This window comes from Microbacterium sp. (assembly GCF_035687345.1).
GTDB lineage: Bacteria > Actinomycetota > Actinomycetes > Actinomycetales > Microbacteriaceae > Microbacterium.
In genome coordinates this window covers 1-16907 of sequence record NZ_DASRXZ010000129.1, presented here as the reverse complement: position 1 = coordinate 16907, position 16907 = coordinate 1, and the positions used below count along the sequence as shown (strand labels likewise).

Annotated in this window: 16 protein-coding genes; 9 read left to right on the top strand and 7 right to left on the bottom strand. The window is 70.7% G+C overall.

Going from position 1 to position 16907, the window contains the following annotated elements; all coding sequences use genetic code 11:
• Positions 1–32: 32 nt before the first annotated feature.
• Complete coding sequence (locus tag VFF97_RS15140) at positions 33–611, bottom strand: NADPH-dependent FMN reductase (RefSeq protein WP_325034328.1); 579 nt, start codon at positions 609–611, stop codon at positions 33–35.
• 242 nt (positions 612–853) lie between these two features.
• On the opposite strand from VFF97_RS15140, the gene VFF97_RS15135 reads away from it, so the two are divergent.
• Positions 854–1738: an ATP-binding cassette domain-containing protein gene (locus VFF97_RS15135; RefSeq protein WP_325034327.1), complete on the top strand. Its 885-nt coding sequence runs from the start codon at positions 854–856 to the stop codon at positions 1736–1738.
• Positions 1735–2841: an ABC transporter permease gene (locus VFF97_RS15130; protein ID WP_414684268.1), complete on the top strand. Its 1107-nt coding sequence runs from the start codon at positions 1735–1737 to the stop codon at positions 2839–2841. Before VFF97_RS15135 ends, VFF97_RS15130 begins: the two co-directional genes overlap by 4 nt.
• 58 nt (positions 2842–2899) lie before the next feature.
• On the opposite strand, the gene VFF97_RS15125 is transcribed toward VFF97_RS15130, so the two are convergent.
• Both VFF97_RS15125 and VFF97_RS15120 read right to left on the bottom strand, forming a co-directional pair.
• On the bottom strand, positions 2900–3310 hold the full coding sequence (locus VFF97_RS15125) for a VOC family protein (RefSeq protein WP_325034326.1): 411 nt from the start codon (positions 3308–3310) through the stop codon (positions 2900–2902).
• A gap of 77 nt (positions 3311–3387) precedes the next feature.
• Complete coding sequence (locus VFF97_RS15120) at positions 3388–3927, bottom strand: winged helix-turn-helix domain-containing protein (RefSeq protein WP_325034325.1); 540 nt, start codon at positions 3925–3927, stop codon at positions 3388–3390.
• A gap of 57 nt (positions 3928–3984) precedes the next feature.
• On the opposite strand from VFF97_RS15120, the gene VFF97_RS15115 reads away from it, so the two are divergent.
• The 5 genes from VFF97_RS15115 to VFF97_RS15095 all read left to right on the top strand — a co-directional run bounded on the left by VFF97_RS15115 (position 3985) and on the right by VFF97_RS15095 (position 9624).
• A complete protein-coding gene (locus VFF97_RS15115; RefSeq protein WP_325034324.1) occupies positions 3985–5445 on the top strand; it encodes an MFS transporter in 1461 nt (486 codons plus the stop codon).
• Between the two features lie 66 nt (positions 5446–5511).
• On the top strand, positions 5512–6516 hold the full coding sequence (locus tag VFF97_RS15110) for an alpha/beta hydrolase (protein ID WP_325034323.1): 1005 nt from the start codon (positions 5512–5514) through the stop codon (positions 6514–6516).
• 93 nt (positions 6517–6609) lie between these two features.
• Positions 6610–7779 (top strand): type III polyketide synthase, encoded by a 1170-nt coding sequence (locus VFF97_RS15105; protein WP_325034322.1) that lies wholly within the window; start codon positions 6610–6612, stop codon positions 7777–7779.
• Positions 7776–8489: a methyltransferase domain-containing protein gene (locus VFF97_RS15100; RefSeq protein WP_325034321.1), complete on the top strand. Its 714-nt coding sequence runs from the start codon at positions 7776–7778 to the stop codon at positions 8487–8489. The genes VFF97_RS15105 and VFF97_RS15100 overlap by 4 nt, the downstream gene beginning before the upstream one ends.
• Entirely contained in the window at positions 8482–9624 is a 1143-nt protein-coding gene (locus VFF97_RS15095) for an NAD(P)/FAD-dependent oxidoreductase (RefSeq protein WP_325034320.1), read from the top strand. The genes VFF97_RS15100 and VFF97_RS15095 overlap by 8 nt, the downstream gene beginning before the upstream one ends.
• A gap of 123 nt (positions 9625–9747) precedes the next feature.
• On the opposite strand, the gene VFF97_RS15090 is transcribed toward VFF97_RS15095, so the two are convergent.
• Entirely contained in the window at positions 9748–10590 is an 843-nt protein-coding gene (locus VFF97_RS15090; protein WP_325034319.1) for a UbiA family prenyltransferase, read from the bottom strand.
• 81 nt (positions 10591–10671) lie between these two features.
• Between VFF97_RS15090 and VFF97_RS15085 the strand changes: the two genes are divergently transcribed.
• A complete protein-coding gene (locus VFF97_RS15085) occupies positions 10672–11256 on the top strand; it encodes a carboxymuconolactone decarboxylase family protein (RefSeq protein ID WP_325034318.1) in 585 nt (194 codons plus the stop codon).
• The gene (sigJ, locus tag VFF97_RS15080) at positions 11249–12139 is read left to right on the top strand and encodes an RNA polymerase sigma factor SigJ (protein WP_325034317.1); all 891 of its coding nucleotides are present in this window, start codon (positions 11249–11251) and stop codon (positions 12137–12139) included. The genes VFF97_RS15085 and sigJ overlap by 8 nt, the downstream gene beginning before the upstream one ends.
• Positions 12140–12166: 27 nt before the next feature.
• Here sigJ and VFF97_RS15075 read toward each other — a convergent pair whose 3' ends face one another.
• From VFF97_RS15075 to VFF97_RS15065, 3 genes are all read right to left on the bottom strand, one after another.
• Positions 12167–13306 carry an epoxide hydrolase family protein gene (locus tag VFF97_RS15075; RefSeq protein WP_325034316.1) on the bottom strand — a complete coding sequence of 380 codons (1140 nt, stop codon included), beginning with the start codon at positions 13304–13306 and terminating at the stop codon, positions 12167–12169.
• A gap of 121 nt (positions 13307–13427) precedes the next feature.
• Positions 13428–15641: an ATP-dependent Clp protease ATP-binding subunit gene (locus tag VFF97_RS15070; RefSeq protein WP_325034315.1), complete on the bottom strand. Its 2214-nt coding sequence runs from the start codon at positions 15639–15641 to the stop codon at positions 13428–13430.
• A gap of 181 nt (positions 15642–15822) precedes the next feature.
• The gene (locus VFF97_RS15065) at positions 15823–16842 is read right to left on the bottom strand and encodes a GlxA family transcriptional regulator (RefSeq protein WP_325034314.1); all 1020 of its coding nucleotides are present in this window, start codon (positions 16840–16842) and stop codon (positions 15823–15825) included.
• Positions 16843–16907: the final 65 nt, after the last annotated feature.

Here is a 16907-nt window from a genome sequence, read left to right as displayed (position 1 = left end):
CCGGGCCGGGGCATCCGGAGGGTCTGGTGCGATTACGCGGCGACCGCGGCCTCGCGCGCGGGCGCGTAGCGGTCGACGAGGGCGAGGAACGCCTCGAGGTACGCGGTGAGGAACTCGGCGGTCTGCTCGTTGGTGACTTCGCCGTCCTCGGTGAACAGACCGGGCGTCGTCTGCACGTAGCCCTCCGGCTGACCGAGCGTGGGGGCGTTGAAGTGGCTGAGGATCGCCTTGAGGTGCTGCTGCGCCGCCGCGGTGGCGATGCCGCCGCCGGAGGTGCCGATGACGGCGGTGGGCTTGCCGTTGAACGAGCCCTGGCCCCACGGGCGGGCGGCCCAGTCGAGGGCGTTCTTGAGCACGCCGGGGATCGAGCGGCTGTACTCGGGCGTCACGATGATGACGCCGTCGACATCGGCGAGGGCCTGCTTGAAGTCGCGGGCGACCTGCGGATAGTCGGCGTCGTAGTCGGGAGAGTAGAAGGGGAGGTCCTTGATCGGGATCTCGACGAGCGTCGTGCCCTCGGGTGCCAGGCGCTCCAGCGCCTTCGCGAGGCGACGGTTGATCGAGGTGGACGAGATGCTCCCGACGATGTAGCCGATGGTCCGGTCGGTCATGGTTCCTCTTTCGCGTCAACGGGATCCCCGGCGGGGATCCACCGTGGATTTTCCATTCGCGTGAACGTATCTCGCGCGGCTATGTATTCCCTCGAATGGACCCCGCCGCTCCCGCCCAACGGGATGGGGAGAACGGTCATCCGGATGGCGGAGGGCTCAGGTTCCCCCCTGCGGGGGAGGTTCGCGCACCGCGGCATCCGTAGCGTCGAAGGCGACACAGATGCACGCGAAAGGAAACGCGGATGCTCCAACTCCGAGGCATAACCAAGAGCTACGGCGGACGGCGGGTGCTCGACGACGTCTCGTTCGACGTGCGGCCCGGCCGGCTCACCGGCTTCGTCGGCGGGAACGGCGCCGGCAAGACCACCACGATGCGGATCGTGCTCGGGGTGCTCGCGAAGGACGCCGGCACGGTGACGCTCGACGGCGCCGAGGTGACGGCCGCCCACCGCCGCTACTTCGGCTACATGCCCGAGGAGCGCGGGCTCTACCCCAAGATGAAGGTGCTCGAACACATCGTGTACCTCGCACGCCTGCACGGTTTCAGCAAGGCGGATGCCACGGCCCGCGCCACCGACCTGCTCGAGCAGCTCGGACTCGGCGAGCGCCTGAACGACAACGTCGAGACGCTCTCGCTCGGAAACCAGCAGCGCGCGCAGATCGCCGCGGCGCTCGTGCACGACCCGTCCGTGCTGATCCTCGACGAGCCGTTCTCGGGCCTGGACCCCCTCGCGGTCGACGTCGTCGCGGGCGTGCTGCAGCAGCGCGCGGCGCAGGGCGCGGCGGTGCTCTTCTCGTCGCACCAGCTCGACGTGGTCGAGCGCCTGTGCGACGACCTCGTCATCATCGCGAACGGCACGATCCGCGCCGCCGGCGCCCGTGACCGGCTGCGCGAGGAGCACTCGAGCCGCCGGTTCGAACTCGTCTCGGCGGGCGACGCGGGCTGGCTGCGCGACGAGCCGGGCGTCGAGGTGCTCGACTTCGACGGCGGCTACGCGGTGTTCGACGCCGACAGCGACGAGACGGCCCAGCGCGTGCTGCGCCGGGCGGTCGCGCAGGGTGATGTCGCGAGCTTCGCGCCGCAGCATCCGACCCTCGCCCAGATCTTCAAGGAGGTCATCCAGTGAGCACGATCACCCCCGCACCCAGCACCGGCCTGAGCACCGCGCAGGGCGTGTGGCTCGTCGCCGAGCGCGAGATCGGCTCGAAGCTGCGCAGCAAGGCCTTCGTCATCTCGACCGCGATCCTGTTCATCGGCGCGCTCGCGCTCGTCATCTGGGGCGGCTTCCAGGCCGCGTCGTCGTCGGGCACGCCGGTGGCGGTGACCGCGGATGCCACGCAATACGTCTCCGACACGGAAGGCCTCGACGTGACCGAGGTCTCCGACCGCTCGGCGGCCGAGTCGCTCGTCGAGACGGGTGACGTCGACGCGGCGATCGTCGCGGACTCGTCGTCGCCGCTCGGCTTCACCGTGATCGCGGACTCCTCGCCTCCGACGCAGCTGCTCCTGACGCTCGCGCAGGTTCCGCCCGTCGAGCTGCTCAACCCCGACGACGTCAACGCCGCGCTCGGCTACATCGCCGCGATCGGCTTCGGCATCGTGTTCCTGCTCGCGGCGTCGCTCTTCGGCGGCACGATCGCGCAGAGCGTCGTGGAGGAGAAGCAGACGCGCGTCGTCGAGCTGCTCATCTCGGCGATCCCGGTGCGCGTTCTCCTGGCCGGCAAGGTCATCGGCAACACGATCCTCGCGATGGCGCAGATCCTCATCCTCGCGGCGATCGCGATCATCGGGCTCACGATCACCGGCCAGACGGAGCTCCTGCAGGGCCTCGGCGTGCCGATCGCGTGGTTCGCGGTGTTCTTCTTCTTCGGCTTCATCCTGCTCGCGTCGCTGTTCGCGGCGGCGGCCTCGATGGTGTCGCGTCAGGAGGACATCGGCTCGACCACGACGCCCCTCACGATGCTCATCATGGCGCCGTACTTCCTGGTGATCTTCTTCAACGACAACCCGGTCGTGCTCGGCGTCATGTCGTACGTGCCCTTCTCGGCGCCGGTCGGCATGCCCATGCGACTGTTCCTCGGTGAGGCGCAATGGTGGGAGCCCCTCGTGTCGCTCGTGATCCTCGTGGCGACGTGCGTCGCGGCGATCCTCGTGGGCGCCCGCATCTACCAGAACTCGCTTCTGCGCATGGGCGCGCGCGTCAAGCTGACCGAGGCGCTCAACGGCTGATCAGGTCAGCGACCGGATGCCTCGCCCCGCGGTCCACCGGGGGCGAGGCATCCGCCGTCTATTGCCCTGTCATGTCGGGCGACATTCGCCCGACCGCGATGACGTTGCCCGCCGGGTCGCGGAACCATGCGATGTCGGGGCCGCCTTCGAACCCGCGCGAGATGCCCTTCTCGTCGGTTCCGTAGTCGGGGTCGGTGTAGATCTTCGTCACGATGCCACGCGCGTTGAGGTCATCGACCGCCGCCTCCACGTCGTCGACGTCGAAGTTGAGGATCGTGAACACGGCCGGCTCGTGGTCCTCCTTCGGGTAGACGAAGATATGGCCGCCCTGAGGCAGGGAGATCGTGAATCCGCCGCCCATCTCCTCGTAGACGGTCACGGTCATCCCCAGGGTGTCGCGGTAGAACCTGACCGCGGCGTCGACGTCGGGAACCGCGAAGCTCGAGAACGGCTTGTCGGGAGTGAACATGCTGGCCTCCGTCGGGTTGGCCTCCCCCGCTCGCAACGATCCTCCGTCGGGGCGCCGTTGTCGAGGGCTCGCTCGTCTCACGCCCGCTCGGACGGCGGGTTGAGGTCGGGGTGCAGCGCCGTGAAGAGCGAGTAGGGCGTGCCGTCGGCATCCGGGCCGCGCTCTTTGAACTCCTGCACCAGGTCGTACAGCCGCTGCTCGAGCTCGGCCTTGTGCTCGTCGTTGAGCTTGAGGCCCAGCCACGTGATGTCGAGGTCGTCGGGGTGCAGACCCTCGATCTGCTGGAGGAAGACCTCGACGAGGGCGTTCGACCCCTCGGGCATCGACGTGCGCCACGACAGGCCGGTCGCGCGGTAGGGCACCTCGCGCGCGCCCTGCGCGCCCGTACGCTCGGGCTCGGGCGCGAGGTAGCCGGTCTGCACGAGCGTGCGCACGTGGTGGAGCATCGTGCCGGGATTCACGCCGAGGAGTTCGGCCAGTTCCTTGTTGGTGCGGGCCTCGAACGCGCACAGTCGCAGCACCCGCAGCCGCAGCGGAGAGCTCAGGGCACGCATGCGCGCTTCGGCTTCGGCATCCCCCGGATGCAACTCCAAGCGCTCCTCGCGATATTGGACCACGGCATCAGCCTAGGGTGGTGATTGACTTTTCTCAATCGGACGCGCACACTGATTGACATGTCCCAACCGGTCGATCCCGAGCCCGCGTCGAACGACGATCGCGCGCGTCACGCCGACAGCCTCACCCTCGACGAGGGAGTGCTCGCGGAAGCGCGGGCGGAGGCGTCGACGGTCACCTCGCGGGCCGGCGCCGACGAGGCCGTGCTCGCCGACCAGGAGGCGCAGCGCCCCGCCGCGCGGGAGGCCGCCCGCAAGAGGTCGCTGTGGCGAGACGGCAACTTCCTCACCATGTGGACGGGCCAGGCGCTCAGCCAGTTCGGTGCGCAGATCACCGAGCTCGCCATCCCCGTGCTCGCGGTGCTCCTGCTCAACGCGACGGAATGGCAGGTCGGTGTGCTCGGCGCGGCGCAGATGGCGGCGTTCCTCGTCGTCGGGCTTCCGGCCGGCGCCTGGATCGACCGCATGCGGAAGCGGCACGTCATGATCACGGCGGATGCCGTGCGCGCGCTCGCGCTCGCGACCCTCCCCGTACTCGCGGTGCTCGGCATGCTCGAGATGTGGCACCTCTACGCCGTGATGCTCGTCATGGGCGTCGCGACCGTGTTCTTCGACGTGTCGAACCAGAGCATCGTGCCCTCGCTCGTGCGGTCCGACCAGATCGCCGAGGCCAACGGCAAGCTGCAGTCGACCGAGCAGCTCGCGGGACTGGCGGGTCCGGCGGTCGGCGGATGGCTCGTGGGGGTGCTCGCCGCACCCCTCGCGATCCTCTTCACGGTGGGCACCTACATCGCGTCGTTCTTCGCACTCCTGTTCACGCGCGACCACGAACGGCTGCGCAAGCCGGAAGACCACGGCCCCCTGGTCAAGGAGATCGGCGAGGGCCTGGGCTGGGTGTTCGGCAACCCGTTGCTGCGCCGCATCGTGCTGACGACCGGCACGGCGAACTTCTTCGGCACGATCGCGATGACGCTGTACCCGATCTTCGTGCTGCGCGAGCTCGGCCTCACGCCGCAGGCGCTCGGCATCGTATTCTCGCTGTCGGCGGTCGGCGGACTCCTCGGCGCGATCGCCACCCCGCGCATCGTCGCGCGCATCGGCGAGGCTCGCGCGATCCCCGTCAGCGGGATCGTCTTCTCGATCGCGCCGTTCCTGCTGCCGATGGTGTCGCTCTTCCCGGCGCTGGCGTTCCCGCTGCTGGTCATCCAGATGTTCCTGATGAGCTTCACGGTGCTGCTGTACAACATCACGCAGGTGACGTTCCGACAGCGCATCACCCCACCCCGACTGCTGGGACGCATGAACGCGTCGGTGCGGTTCATCGTGTGGGGCGTCATGCCGATCGCGGCGCTCATCGCCGGTGCACTCGGCACGTGGCTCGGCACCGTCCCGACGATCTGGATCGCCGCGACCGGCGAACTGCTCGCCGGCCTGTTCGTCGTGATCGGGCCCTTCTGGACGATGCGCGACCTGCCCGATGCGCACGCCGAACACACGGAGGCGGACGAAGGCAAGCGGTAGACCGGGCGGGGCATCCGTTCGCCCGTGCCGTTGCCCGGCTGGGAGTCGCGACCGTACCTTGGGCTTGTGACCTGGTTCTGGTGGGTCGCCGGCATCGTGGCGGCGATCGGGTTGCTCTGGGTTCTTCTGTGGGCGTCGTATCGGCGTTGGCTGAAGGCCGTGACCGAGCGCGCCTCGCGCGACAGCTGGATCGTCTCGACCCCGCTCGGTCGCGTCGAGTACAGCCAGCGCGGCGACGGGCCGGTCGTGCTCCACTTCCACGGCGGGAGCGTCGGGCACAACGGATGGTTCTTCCTCGAGCACCTCGTGCGGGCCGGCTACCGCGTGCTGACGCCCGATCGACCCGGATACCTCGGAACGCCCATCAAGAACGGCGGCTCGCCCGAGCAGCAAGCCGACCTCGCGGCCGCACTGCTCGACGTGCTGCGCATCGATCGCGTCGCGGTCGTCGGCGTGTCGGCGGGCGGTCCCGCGGCGATCCAGTTCGCGGCGCGGCACCCGGATCGCACGACCGCCCTCGTCCTGCTGTCGGCGGTCTCGCAGCGCACCGAGCTCTCCGAGGATCAGCTCGACAGCCCGCTCGGACGCCTCGTGATGACTCGGCGGTTCCAGAACGTCGCCTCCTTCCTCATCAACCGTGCGATGCACCTCATGCCCGCGCTCAGCATGCGCGACTTCGTGAAGACCTCGACCACCTACGACCCCGAGACCGGCAAGAAGCTCATCGACGAGGTGCTGCGCGATCCCGCACAGAGACGGGAGGTTCTCGCAATGATGGACGCGATGGTGCCGGCGCTCCCCCGGTTCGACGGGTTGATGAACGACGTGCGGGTGCAGCAGGAGCTCGGCGAGCTGCCGTTCTCGAGCGTCAGGGCGCCCGCGCTCATCGTGGGCAGCCGCGACGGCGACATCGGGTTCGCGAACTCGGTGAACGCCGAGGAGAAGCTCCCGCGCTCGGAGCTCGTCGCGGTCGACCAGTTCGGCCACCTCATCTGGTGGGGCGATCCCGCGGTGCGGCGGGACTTCGAGGCCCGCATCGAGTCGTTCCTCGCCGAGCACCACCCGCGCTGACGGAGGGGCACAGGTGCGCGATCGCTTCTACGCTCCACGTGCGAATCTCGCAAGCCACCCCCACGAACCCGCGTGAAATGGTTGTGTAGGCGCATGGCCCCTCGCATCGTCTCGGTCGGAACGGCCGTCCCCGCGACGCGCGTGACGCAGGAGCGGGTGCGCGAGCTCTTCGCGGCGCAGCCCGGCGCCGACCGCCTCGCGCAGCGGCGCATCCGTGCCGCCTTCGACGCGGCCGCGATCGAGACGCGCCATACGGTGATCGCCGAGCTCGGCGACGGCTTCCGCTCGGGGACCGGTCCACGATTCCTCGGGCCGGACGGTGTGCTGCGGATGCCGACCACCGGCGCACGGAATGACGCGTACGTCGAGCTCGCACCGCCGCTGTACGCCGAGGCGGCGAGGGCGGCGATGACGGATGCCTCGGCCGACGCATCCGCGATCACCCATGTCGTCACGGTGTCGTGCACCGGGTTCTTCGCGCCCGGCCCGGACTACCGCCTCGTGCGCGACCTCGGACTCCGGCCCACTGTCGAGCGCTATCACCTCGGGTTCATCGGATGCGCGGCCGCGCTGCCGGCGCTTCGCCTCGCGGCGCGGATCTCCGCGGCGCAGCCGGATGCCGTGGTGCTCGTCGTGTGCGCGGAGCTGTGCTCGCTGCACCTCACGACCTCCACCGACCCGCAGCAGATCGTCGCGGCATCCGTCTTCGCCGACGGAGCGGCCGCCGCGATCGTGACCGGGGTCGACGACATCGGGAACGGCGGCGGGCTCGAGTTCGAAGAGTTCGCGACGGCGCTCACGTCCGAGGGCGAGGACGACATGGTGTGGCGCATCGGCGACCACGGCTTCGAGATGGTGCTGTCGGCCGAGGTGCCGCGCATCATCGGGCGCGAGATCCGCGGGGCGGTCGACCGGTTCCTGGCGGGAAGTCCGACGCCGGACGCGTGGGCGGTGCATCCGGGCGGGCGAAGCGTGCTCGACCGCGTCGAGGCGGGGCTCGAGCTCGACCCCGCGTCGCTCGCGGCGTCGCGCTCCGTGCTGCGCGACTACGGGAACATGTCGAGCGCGACGGTGCTGTTCATCCTGCGTGCGCTGCTGCACGATGCGGCCGTGGGCGAGGGGGCGACGGTCGCGGGGCTCGCGTTCGGTCCCGGGCTCACCGTCGAGTCGGCGCTCATGACGAGACGGATGCCGCGCGCGGCCGACGCCGACCTGGACGTCGAGGACCTCGCGGCGGTGGCTGCGCCGGGAGTGCCGGCATGACGCTCGCCGTGCGCGCGGTCGAGCTCGAGGAGCTCATGGACGACCCCGCGTGCGACGCTGAGCGACTCCGCGCGACGCTGCGCCGCTTCGAGACCGTCAACCGGATCGTGTCGGGGTGGGGCGCGGTCTATCGCACGCGGCTCGAGCCGCACCTCGCGGCCCTCGGGCGCCCCGCGCGCGTGCTGGACCTGGGGTCGGGCGGCGGCGACCTGCTCGTGCGCCTCGCGCAGCTCGCGGGGCGCGACGGGCTCGCCGTGGAGTGGGTCGGCGCCGAGCCCGATCCGCGGGGGCACGAGGTCGCGGTGGCCCGAAACGCACCGGCGAACGTGTCGTTCGCATGCGCCGACGCGGAAACCCTGCTCGATCGGGGAGAGGTCTTCGACGCCGTGATCTCGAACCACGTGCTGCATCACATCGGGGCGGATGCCGCGGCCTTCCTCGCGCGCACGCGCGCACTCTCGAGGGGCATCGTCCTCCACTCCGACATCGCGCGGAGCCGCCGCGCATACGCGCTGTACGCGATCGGCATCACACCGTTCGCCCCGGGAACGTTCCTGCGTACGGACGGGCTCCGCTCGATCCGCCGCAGCTTCACGCGCGACGAGCTGCGGCACGCACTCGACCGGGAGGAACCCGCGACGTGGCGCATCGAGGCGCCGGTCGCGTTCCGGCTGCTCGCGGTCGCCGAGGGGAGTGCCGGCGATGCCTGACGTGCTCGTCGTCGGCGCCGGTCCCGTGGGCATGCTGCTCGCGAGCGACCTCTCACGGCGCGGTGTCGACGTCGAGGTGTACGAGAAGCGACCGACGGCCGGCGCGGGCTCGCGCGCGATCGGCGTGCACTCACCCGTGCTCGCGGCGCTCGAGCCGTCGGGTGTCACCGAGCGACTGCTCGCGCACGCGGTGCGCGTCACGCGCGGCGAAGCACGTTCCGACGGTCGCGTGCTCGGCGTCGTGCGGTTCGACGAGCTCTCGCGCCGGTTCCCCTTCGTCGCGACGCTGCCCCAGGCGAAGACCGAGGAGGTGCTCGCCGAAGGTGCGCCGGAGCCGTTGCGCGGCGCACGCGTGACCTCGATCGCGCCGCGTGACGGCGCGGTGCGCGTACGCGCGGCCGTCGGCGGTCGACCGATCGAGCTCACCGCACGGATCGTCGTCGTCGCGACGGGCTCGTCCGGGCGCGACCTCGCATACCGCCCTGGCGCGGTGCCCACCCGCGAGTACCGCGATCGATACCTCATGACGGATGCCGCAACCGGCCCCCACCCTGACGACGGCGTCGCCGTCGTGCATCTCGACCGCCGCGGGGTGCTCGAGTCGTTCCCGCTGCCCGACGGCGGCCGCCGGTTCGTCGCGTGGGACCAGCCGGATGCCCCCGACGACCCCGGCGCGCAGCTCGCGCGCCTGCGCACCGCGATCATCGCTCGAGGGGAAGGCGCGGCCGCCGAGCACGTCGAGCACGCGACCGCGTTCGGGGTGCGGCGGGCGATCGCACCACGACTGCGCAACGGACGCATCCTCGTGATCGGCGACGCCGCCCACGAGGTGAGCCCGATCGGCGGACAGGGCCTCAACCTCGGTCTGCTCGACGCCGCGACCCTCGCACCGCTCCTCGAGACGTGGGTGCGCTCGGGCGAGGCCCCCGACGCGGAGCTTCGCCGATGGGAGCGCGAGCGCGTGGCATCCGCACGCACCGCAGGTGCCCTCGCCACCATGAACACGTCCCTCGGGCGACCGCTCCCCGCCGTGCTCGATCGCGCGCGCAGGCTCGCGCTCCGCGCGATGCTCTCCCGGGGGCCGGCCCGCCTGTTCGCGCACGCGTACGCGATGGGCTTCGACCGCTCGGCGTAGCCCGCCCCGCTGCTGCTCCCTCCCCGCCTCCCCGCCGAGCGCACGGGTTGCCGTCGAACGCACGACCTCGCGACGCGGAGAAGCCGTGCACTCGACGGCAAGTCGTGCACTCGGCACGAGGAGCTACGCCGCGAGCGCCCCGCCCGCCGCGACGAGCTGCACCGCGAGCAGCAGCGATGAGCCCATGACGAGCCGGAACAGCCCGCGACCCGGATGCCCCGCAAGCGCCCACACGACCGTCGCGGCCGCGCACAGCGCCACGACCGCGAAGAACACCCACGAGAGCACCGACACGGCACCGAGGTCTGCGCCGACCGGCCCGAGCAGCACCGCGAGCGCGCCGCCCACAACCGCGAGGCCCGCGATGACCGCCGACGCGCGGGCGCCGAGGCGATGCGGGAGTCCGCGCACCCCGGTCGCCCGATCGTCCTCGAGGTCGGGCAGCACGTTGGTGAGGTGCACGGCGACGCCGAGCGCGGCGCCCGCGACCCATGCCCACCCCGCGGCGAAGGCCGGATCGGGCGCCGACAGGGGAGCGAACGACGGGAAGAGTCCGAAGCTCACGATGAACGGCACGACCGAGAAGGGCGTCGACTTCAGCCCGGCGTTGTACGCCCCGGCGGATCCGAGCGCGAGGGCGTGGGCGGCCAGCATCCGCCACCCCAATGCCGCCGACAGCGCGAGTGAGACGATGAGCAAGCCGGATGCCGCCACCCACGCCGCCGTCGCCGTCGCCTCTCCGCGAGCGAGGGGCTTGTCGGCGCGGCCCACCGCGCGGTCGCGCGCGAGGTCGAGCGCGTCGTTCGAGATGCCCACCGCGAGCTGCCCCGCGAACACCGCGAGCACGAGCAGGACGAGGCGCCACGGCGCGAGGCCGACCGCGATGCCGAGCGCGACCGACAGCGCCGTCACGACGAGCGTCGGCCCGGGATGCGACGATCCCCACAGAGCCCGGACGGTGCGCACGCTCGATGCTCTCACGCATCCGTGTCACGAATCGCGGTGCGAGGGGTGTCTTCCCAGTGAGACCACACATCAGGAGGAATCATGGCCCGCATCCCGCTCGACCACGCCCGCAGCCTGCACGCCCGCGCGCTGCGCGCGATGAGCCGCCGTCGATTCGGCAAGGTCATCGACCCCGGGCTCGTCGCCGCGCACCACCCCGCTGTCCTGTACACGATGTACGCCACCGAGCTCGGCGCGGGTCGCTGGCGCAAGACCGATCCAGCACTGCAAGCACTCGCGGTCATGCGCACGGCCGCCGTGATCGGATGCACGTGGTGCATGGACTTCGGCTACTGGGAGTACCACCACCGCGGCGTCGACCCGGTCAAGCTCCGCGCCGTGCCCGACTGGCAGTCGAGCACGGTGTTCACGCCGCTCGAGCGGGCGGTGCTGGAATACGCTGACGCCATGACCGCGACGCCTCCGACCGTCACCGACGAGCTCGTGGAACGCCTGCGCGCCGAGCTCACCGACGCCCAGGTCGTCGAGCTGACCGCTCTCATCTCGCTCGAGAACCAGCGTTCGCGAACGAACGCCGCCATGGGGCTCACGAGCCAGGGATTCAAGGATCAGTGCGAACTCCCCGCCGCCATGGCCACGGATGCCGTCGGAGCCGCCCGTGGCTGACGACGAGCACGCCCACCTCTTCGCCGAGCATCGGCGGGCGATGACCGGCGCGGCCTACCGGATTCTCGGGAGCCTCGCCGCCGCGGAGGACGCCGTGCAGGAGACGTGGCTGCGCTGGGCCGAGGTCGACCTCGCGAACGTGCGCAACCCCCGCGCGTACCTCCTGCGCGCCGCCAGCCGGCAGGCACTGAACGCGGCGCGGCACCAGGCGCGGCTGCGCGAGGACTACGTCGGCCCGTGGCTTCCCGAGCCGGTCGGCGATGTCACCGTGCTCGGCTCGCGCGCGACCGGCGACCCGGCGGATGCGGCGGATCTCGCGGAGTTGGTCTCGCTCGCCATGCTCGTCGTGCTCGAGTCCCTGTCACCGCCCGAGCGGGCGGCGTTCGTGCTCCGCGAAGTGTTCGGCCTCCCCTTCGACGAGGTCGCATCCGCGCTCGGCCGCACGCCCGAGGCCGCTCGGCAGCTCGTGCACCGGGCGCGTGAGCATGTGCGGGAGCGAGCGCCGCGGCATCCGGTGGATCGCTCGACCCACCGCGAGGTGACCGAGCGGTTCCTCGCGGCGGCTGCCGGTGGATCGATCGAAGACGTCGTGCGGCTGCTGTCGCCGGATGTCGTGCTCATCACGGACGGCGGCGGCAAGCGGCGCGCGGCCCTCAGGCCGATCTACGGGGTCGAGAAGGTGCTGCGTTTCGGCCTCGGCGTGATGCAACGGCCGGATGCCCCGCCGGAGTTGCGGCTCGGCGAGGTCAACGGTGAGCCGGCGATCATCATGACCGGCCCGGACGGCGTCGATTCCACCGCGACGCTCGTCGTCGACGGCGGACTCGTGACCGCGATCTATCTCGTGCGCAACCCCGACAAGCTCGGCCGCGTGCTCGCGTGAGGGCACGCGAGCCCGGGGCCGATCGAGTCAGCGCGGCAGCGACCCGAAGAACTCCGCGACGTCGGCCGCGTACAGGTCGGGCTGCTCGAGCGCCGCGAAGTGGCCGCCGCGCGGCGGCTCGGAGTAGTGCACGAGGCGGTAGTGCGGCTCGACCCACCGACGCGAGACGGGGTTGATCTCGCCGGGGAACGCCGCGACGCCTGTCGGAACGTCGGGCATCGGGTGCACGCGACCTTCGGGGTCGAGGCGCGACTCGAAGTAGATCATCGCCGACGACGCCGCCGAGCGCGGCGCCCAGTAGAACATGAGGTTCGTGAGCAGGTCGTCGGCGTGGAACACGCTCAGTCCGCCGTCGCTCCACGCCTCGAACTTCTCGAGTACCCACGCCGCGAGCCCCGCGGGCGAATCGGTCTGCCCGACCGTGAGCGACTGCGGCTTCGTGGACTGGATCGCCGCGTACGCGCGGCCGGTCGCATCCATCGCGTTCCAGCGATCCAGGGCGGCGCGCTCGCGCTCGGTCGGGTCGTCCTCCCACCACGACTGGCGATGGTTGCTCAGCAGCGGAAGGTTCGTGTGGAACCCGATGACGAATGCCGCGTGCAGCTGCGCGAGGCGCGAGCCGACGATCGCGCCCCAGTCGCCTCCGGCCACGCCGTACCGCTCGTAGCCGAGCTCCTCGGTCATGAGCGCATGGAGCGCGTTCGAGATCCGTGTGGGACCCCACCCCGGCTCGGCCGGCTTGCCACCGAATCCGAAGCCCGGCAGCGACGGCATGACGAGGTCGAACGCAGGGCGCCCAGGAACCGGGTCGACGAGCGGCTCGATGACGTAGCGGAACTCGGCCACCGAGCCCGGCCACCCGTGCGTGAGCAGCAGGGGGATGGCGCCCTCGCGCCCCGACCAGGCCCGGAAGACGTGCAACTCGACCCCGTCGACGGGGATCAGCACCGGGTCGAGGGCATTCAGCCATCCCTCGTGCCGGCGCCAGTCGTACTCGTCGGCCCACACGCGGCATAGCTCGCGCAACGCGGCGAGGTCGACGCCTGCCTCCCACGGCTCCGCCGGGAGCGGGTCGGGCCACCGGGTGCGGTGAAGGCGCTCGCGCAGATCCTCGAGGTCTGCATCGGGCACATGAATGGGGGCAGGACGGTGGATCTCCTCGGCCATGCCCTGATTATGGCGACCCGGATGCCGCGCGTCAGGACTCGAGACGAGGGGATCCCTCCAGCCGAGGGAGATCGGCGGGAATCCGCCCTCGTTCGGCGGAATCCCCTCACCCGGCGAAAGCTCAGTCCTCGAGCAGCTCCGCCTCGATCACCTCGTCGTCGTCGACGGTCGGCCCGGATGCCCCGGCCGGCCCCTCGCTCGTGAGCACGAGCTGCGAGCCGTCGGCCGCGACGTCCACCCGCACGACGTCGCCGTCGCGCACACCGCCCGACAGGAGCGCCATCGCGAGGCGGTCCTGGATCTCGGACTGGATGAGGCGGCGGAGCGGGCGGGCGCCGAACACGGGGTCGTAGCCGCGCTCGGCGAGCCAGGCGCGGGCATCCGGGGTCACCGCGAGCGTCAGGCGACGGTCCTTCAGGCGGCGCTGCAGGTTGTCGACCGCCAGCTCCACGATCTGGGCGAGGTCGTCCTGCGTGAGCGCCTGGAAGATGACGATGTCGTCGAGGCGGTTCACGAACTCGGGCTTGAACGCCTGGCGCACGAGGCCCTGCACCTGTTCGCGCTTCTCGTCGAACGAGAGCGTCGGGTCGATGAGGATCGGCGAGCCGAGGTTCGACGTGAGGATCAGGATGACGTTCTTGAAGTCGACCGTGCGGCCCTGGCCGTCGGTGAGGCGCCCGTCGTCCATGACCTGCAGCAGCACGTCGAAGACCTCGGGATGGGCCTTCTCGACCTCGTCGAGCAGCACGACGCTGTACGGGCGCCGGCGCACGGCCTCGGTCAGCTGACCGCCCTGCTCGTAGCCGATGTAGCCCGGAGGGGCGCCGACGAGCCGCGAGACGGTGTGCTTCTCGCCGTACTCCGACATGTCGATGCGCACCATGGCGTGCTCGTCGTCGAACAGGAACTCGGCGAGCGCCTTCGCGAGCTCCGTCTTGCCCACACCGGTCGGACCGAGGAACAGGAACGAGCCCGTCGGGCGGTTGGGGTCGCTGATGCCCGCGCGGCTGCGGCGCACGGCATCCGACACGGCCTTCACGGCCTCCTTCTGGCCGATCAGGCGCTTGCCCAGCTCGGCCTCGAGGTGCAGCAGCTTCTCGGTCTCGCCCTGCATGAGCCGGCCGACCGGAATGCCGGTCCACGCGGAGATCACCGCCGCGATGTCTTCCTCGGTGACCTGGTCGTTGACCATTCGCTCACCGGTGTCGCCCTCGGCGCGCTCGGCCTCCACGAGCTGGCGCTCGAGCGCCGGGATCTCGGCGTACAGCAATCGCGACGCCTTCTCGAGGTCGCCCTCGCGCTGCGCGCGCTCAGCCTCGATGCGCGCCGCGTCGAGCGCCGTCTTGAGGTCGCCGACCCGGTTGAGGTTCGAGCGCTCGCGTTCCCACCGCGCCTGGAGTTCGTCGAGACGCTTCTGCTCCTCGGCGAGCTGCTCGCGCAGCGCGGCGAGCCGCTCCTTCGAGGCGTCGTCCTTCTCCTTCTTGAGGGCGAGTTCCTCGAGCTTCAGGCGGTCGACGTACCGGCGCAGCTCGTCGATCTCGAGCGGCGCCGAGTCGATCTCCATGCGCAGACGCGACGCGGCCTCGTCGATGAGGTCGATCGCCTTGTCGGGGAGCTGACGGCTCGGGATGTAGCGGTGCGAGAGGGACGCCGCCGCGACGAGCGCGCCGTCGGCGATGGCGACCTTGTGGTGCGCCTCGTACCGCTCCTTGAGGCCGCGCAGGATCGCGATCGTGTCTTCGACGCTCGGCTCGCCGACGTACACCTGCTGGAACCGACGCTCGAGGGCCGCGTCCTTCTCGATGAACTCGCGGTACTCGTTGAGCGTGGTCGCGCCGATCATGCGCAGCTCGCCCCGCGCGAGCATCGGCTTGAGCATGTTCGACGCCGCGACCGAGCCCTCGCCGCCGCCCGCACCCATGAGCACGTGCAGTTCGTCGATGAACGTGATGATGCGCCCCTCGGACTCGGTGATCTCCTTCAGGACGCTCTTCAGCCGCTCCTCGAACTGGCCGCGGTACATCGCGCCGGCGACGAGCGCGGAGATGTCGAGGGCGACGAGCTCCTTGTCTTTGAGGCTTTCGGCGACGTCGCCCGCGACGATGCGCTGCGCGAGACCCTCGACGACGGCCGTCTTGCCGACGCCGGGCTCGCCGATGAGCACGGGGTTGTTCTTCGTGCGTCGCGTGAGCACCTGGCTGACGCGGCGGATCTCGGCGTCGCGGCCGATCACCGGATCGAGTTTGCCCTGTCGGGCGCGGTCGGTGAGGTTGATCCCGAACTGCTCGAGGGCGCTCTGGGACTCCTCCTGCCCGGGCATCTGAGTGGCGTTCATGTGGCTCCTGAAATCTGCGGGACTCCAAACTTGAGTCGATCTGACTCAAGTTTACCAGCCACCCACACCGAGATCAATGTGCAGCGGGGAGCCTCCGGTGGATTCGGGGCGCGAAACCGGCCTCGGGGCGGAAGAAATACACCCAGGGCCCGGTATGCCGCCCCAAAACCGGGAACGGCCGTCAGGCGACGGGCTCGAGCTCCTTCTCCGCGACGGATGCCGGGGCCGCCGCATCCGTCTTCATGTCGTCGCGCGTGCAGCAGAACCGCGCGCGGTACGCGGTCGGAGTGATGCCGAGCACGCGCGAGAAGTTCTGGCGGAGGACCGCCGCCGAGCCGAAGCCGCTCTCGTACGCGATGCGGTCGAGGCCGAGGTCGGTCTGCTCGAGCAGACGCTGCGCGTGGATGATGCGCTGGCGCGCGAGCCACGCGGCGGGAGTCGCACCGTAGTCGGCCTTGAACCGCCGGGCGAACGTGCGCGGCGACATGTGCGCCTTCGCGGCGAGCTGGTCGACGGTGAGGTCGAGGCGCAGGTTCTCGAGCATCCAGTCTGTGACCGGCGCGAGTGACAGGGACTGCACCTCGGGCAGCGGCTTCACGATGAACTGCGCCTGCCCGCCGTCGCGCTGCGGCGGGACGACCATGCGGCGCGCGATGCGGTTCGCCATCTCGGCGCCGAGCTCCTGGCGCAGCAGGTGCAGGCACGCATCGAGGCCCGCGGCGGTGCCTGCGCTCGTGATGATGTGCCCGTCCTGCACGTACAGCACGTCGGGGTCGACCTCGATCTTCGGGTACATCTCGGCCATGGCCTTCGCGTACATCCAGTGCGTCGTGGCGCGCAGGCCGTCGAGCACGCCGGCGGCGGCGAGCACGAATGAGCCGCTGCAGACGCTCAGCACCCACGCGTCGCGGGCCACCGCGTCGCGCACGACGTCGAGCACGCGCTCGTCGATGCGACTCCAGTACTGGCGAGGCGTCGGCGACACCACCACGAGGTCGGCCTCGTACGCGAACGACAGGTCGTTCTCGACGTTGATCGAGAAGCCCATCTTCGACGAGACGGCACCGGGGTCGGGCGTCACGATGCGGAAGTCGAAGTTCGGAATGCCGTCGTCGGACCGGTCGAGACCGAAGGCCTCGCACGCGACGCCGAACTCGAACGGCGCGAAACCCTCGGTGACGATGCAGGCGACCGTCTTCATGAGTACCTCCGGTGCTGACGTGGCAGGATTCGTGCGAACGGTGTCCATCCTGCCACTCGTGGCAG

Bases quoted from the DNA above. Each gene is read 5' to 3' on its own strand.
- VFF97_RS15065 (WP_325034314.1), bottom strand. From the start codon at position 16,842: ATGAAGACGGTCGCCTGCATCGTCACCGAGGGTTTCGCGCCGTTCGAG.
- VFF97_RS15095 (WP_325034320.1), top strand. From the start codon at position 8,482: ATGCCTGACGTGCTCGTCGTCGGCGCCGGTCCCGTGGGCATGCTGCTC.
- VFF97_RS15070 (WP_325034315.1), bottom strand. From the start codon at position 15,641: ATGAACGCCACTCAGATGCCCGGGCAGGAGGAGTCCCAGAGCGCCCTC.
- VFF97_RS15135 (WP_325034327.1), top strand. From the start codon at position 854: ATGCTCCAACTCCGAGGCATAACCAAGAGCTACGGCGGACGGCGGGTG.
- VFF97_RS15085 (WP_325034318.1), top strand. From the start codon at position 10,672: ATGGCCCGCATCCCGCTCGACCACGCCCGCAGCCTGCACGCCCGCGCG.
- VFF97_RS15105 (WP_325034322.1), top strand. From the start codon at position 6,610: ATGGCCCCTCGCATCGTCTCGGTCGGAACGGCCGTCCCCGCGACGCGC.
- VFF97_RS15100 (WP_325034321.1), top strand. From the start codon at position 7,776: ATGACGCTCGCCGTGCGCGCGGTCGAGCTCGAGGAGCTCATGGACGAC.
- VFF97_RS15075 (WP_325034316.1), bottom strand. From the start codon at position 13,306: ATGGCCGAGGAGATCCACCGTCCTGCCCCCATTCATGTGCCCGATGCA.
- VFF97_RS15115 (WP_325034324.1), top strand. From the start codon at position 3,985: ATGTCCCAACCGGTCGATCCCGAGCCCGCGTCGAACGACGATCGCGCG.
- VFF97_RS15140 (WP_325034328.1), bottom strand. From the start codon at position 611: ATGACCGACCGGACCATCGGCTACATCGTCGGGAGCATCTCGTCCACC.
- VFF97_RS15125 (WP_325034326.1), bottom strand. From the start codon at position 3,310: ATGTTCACTCCCGACAAGCCGTTCTCGAGCTTCGCGGTTCCCGACGTC.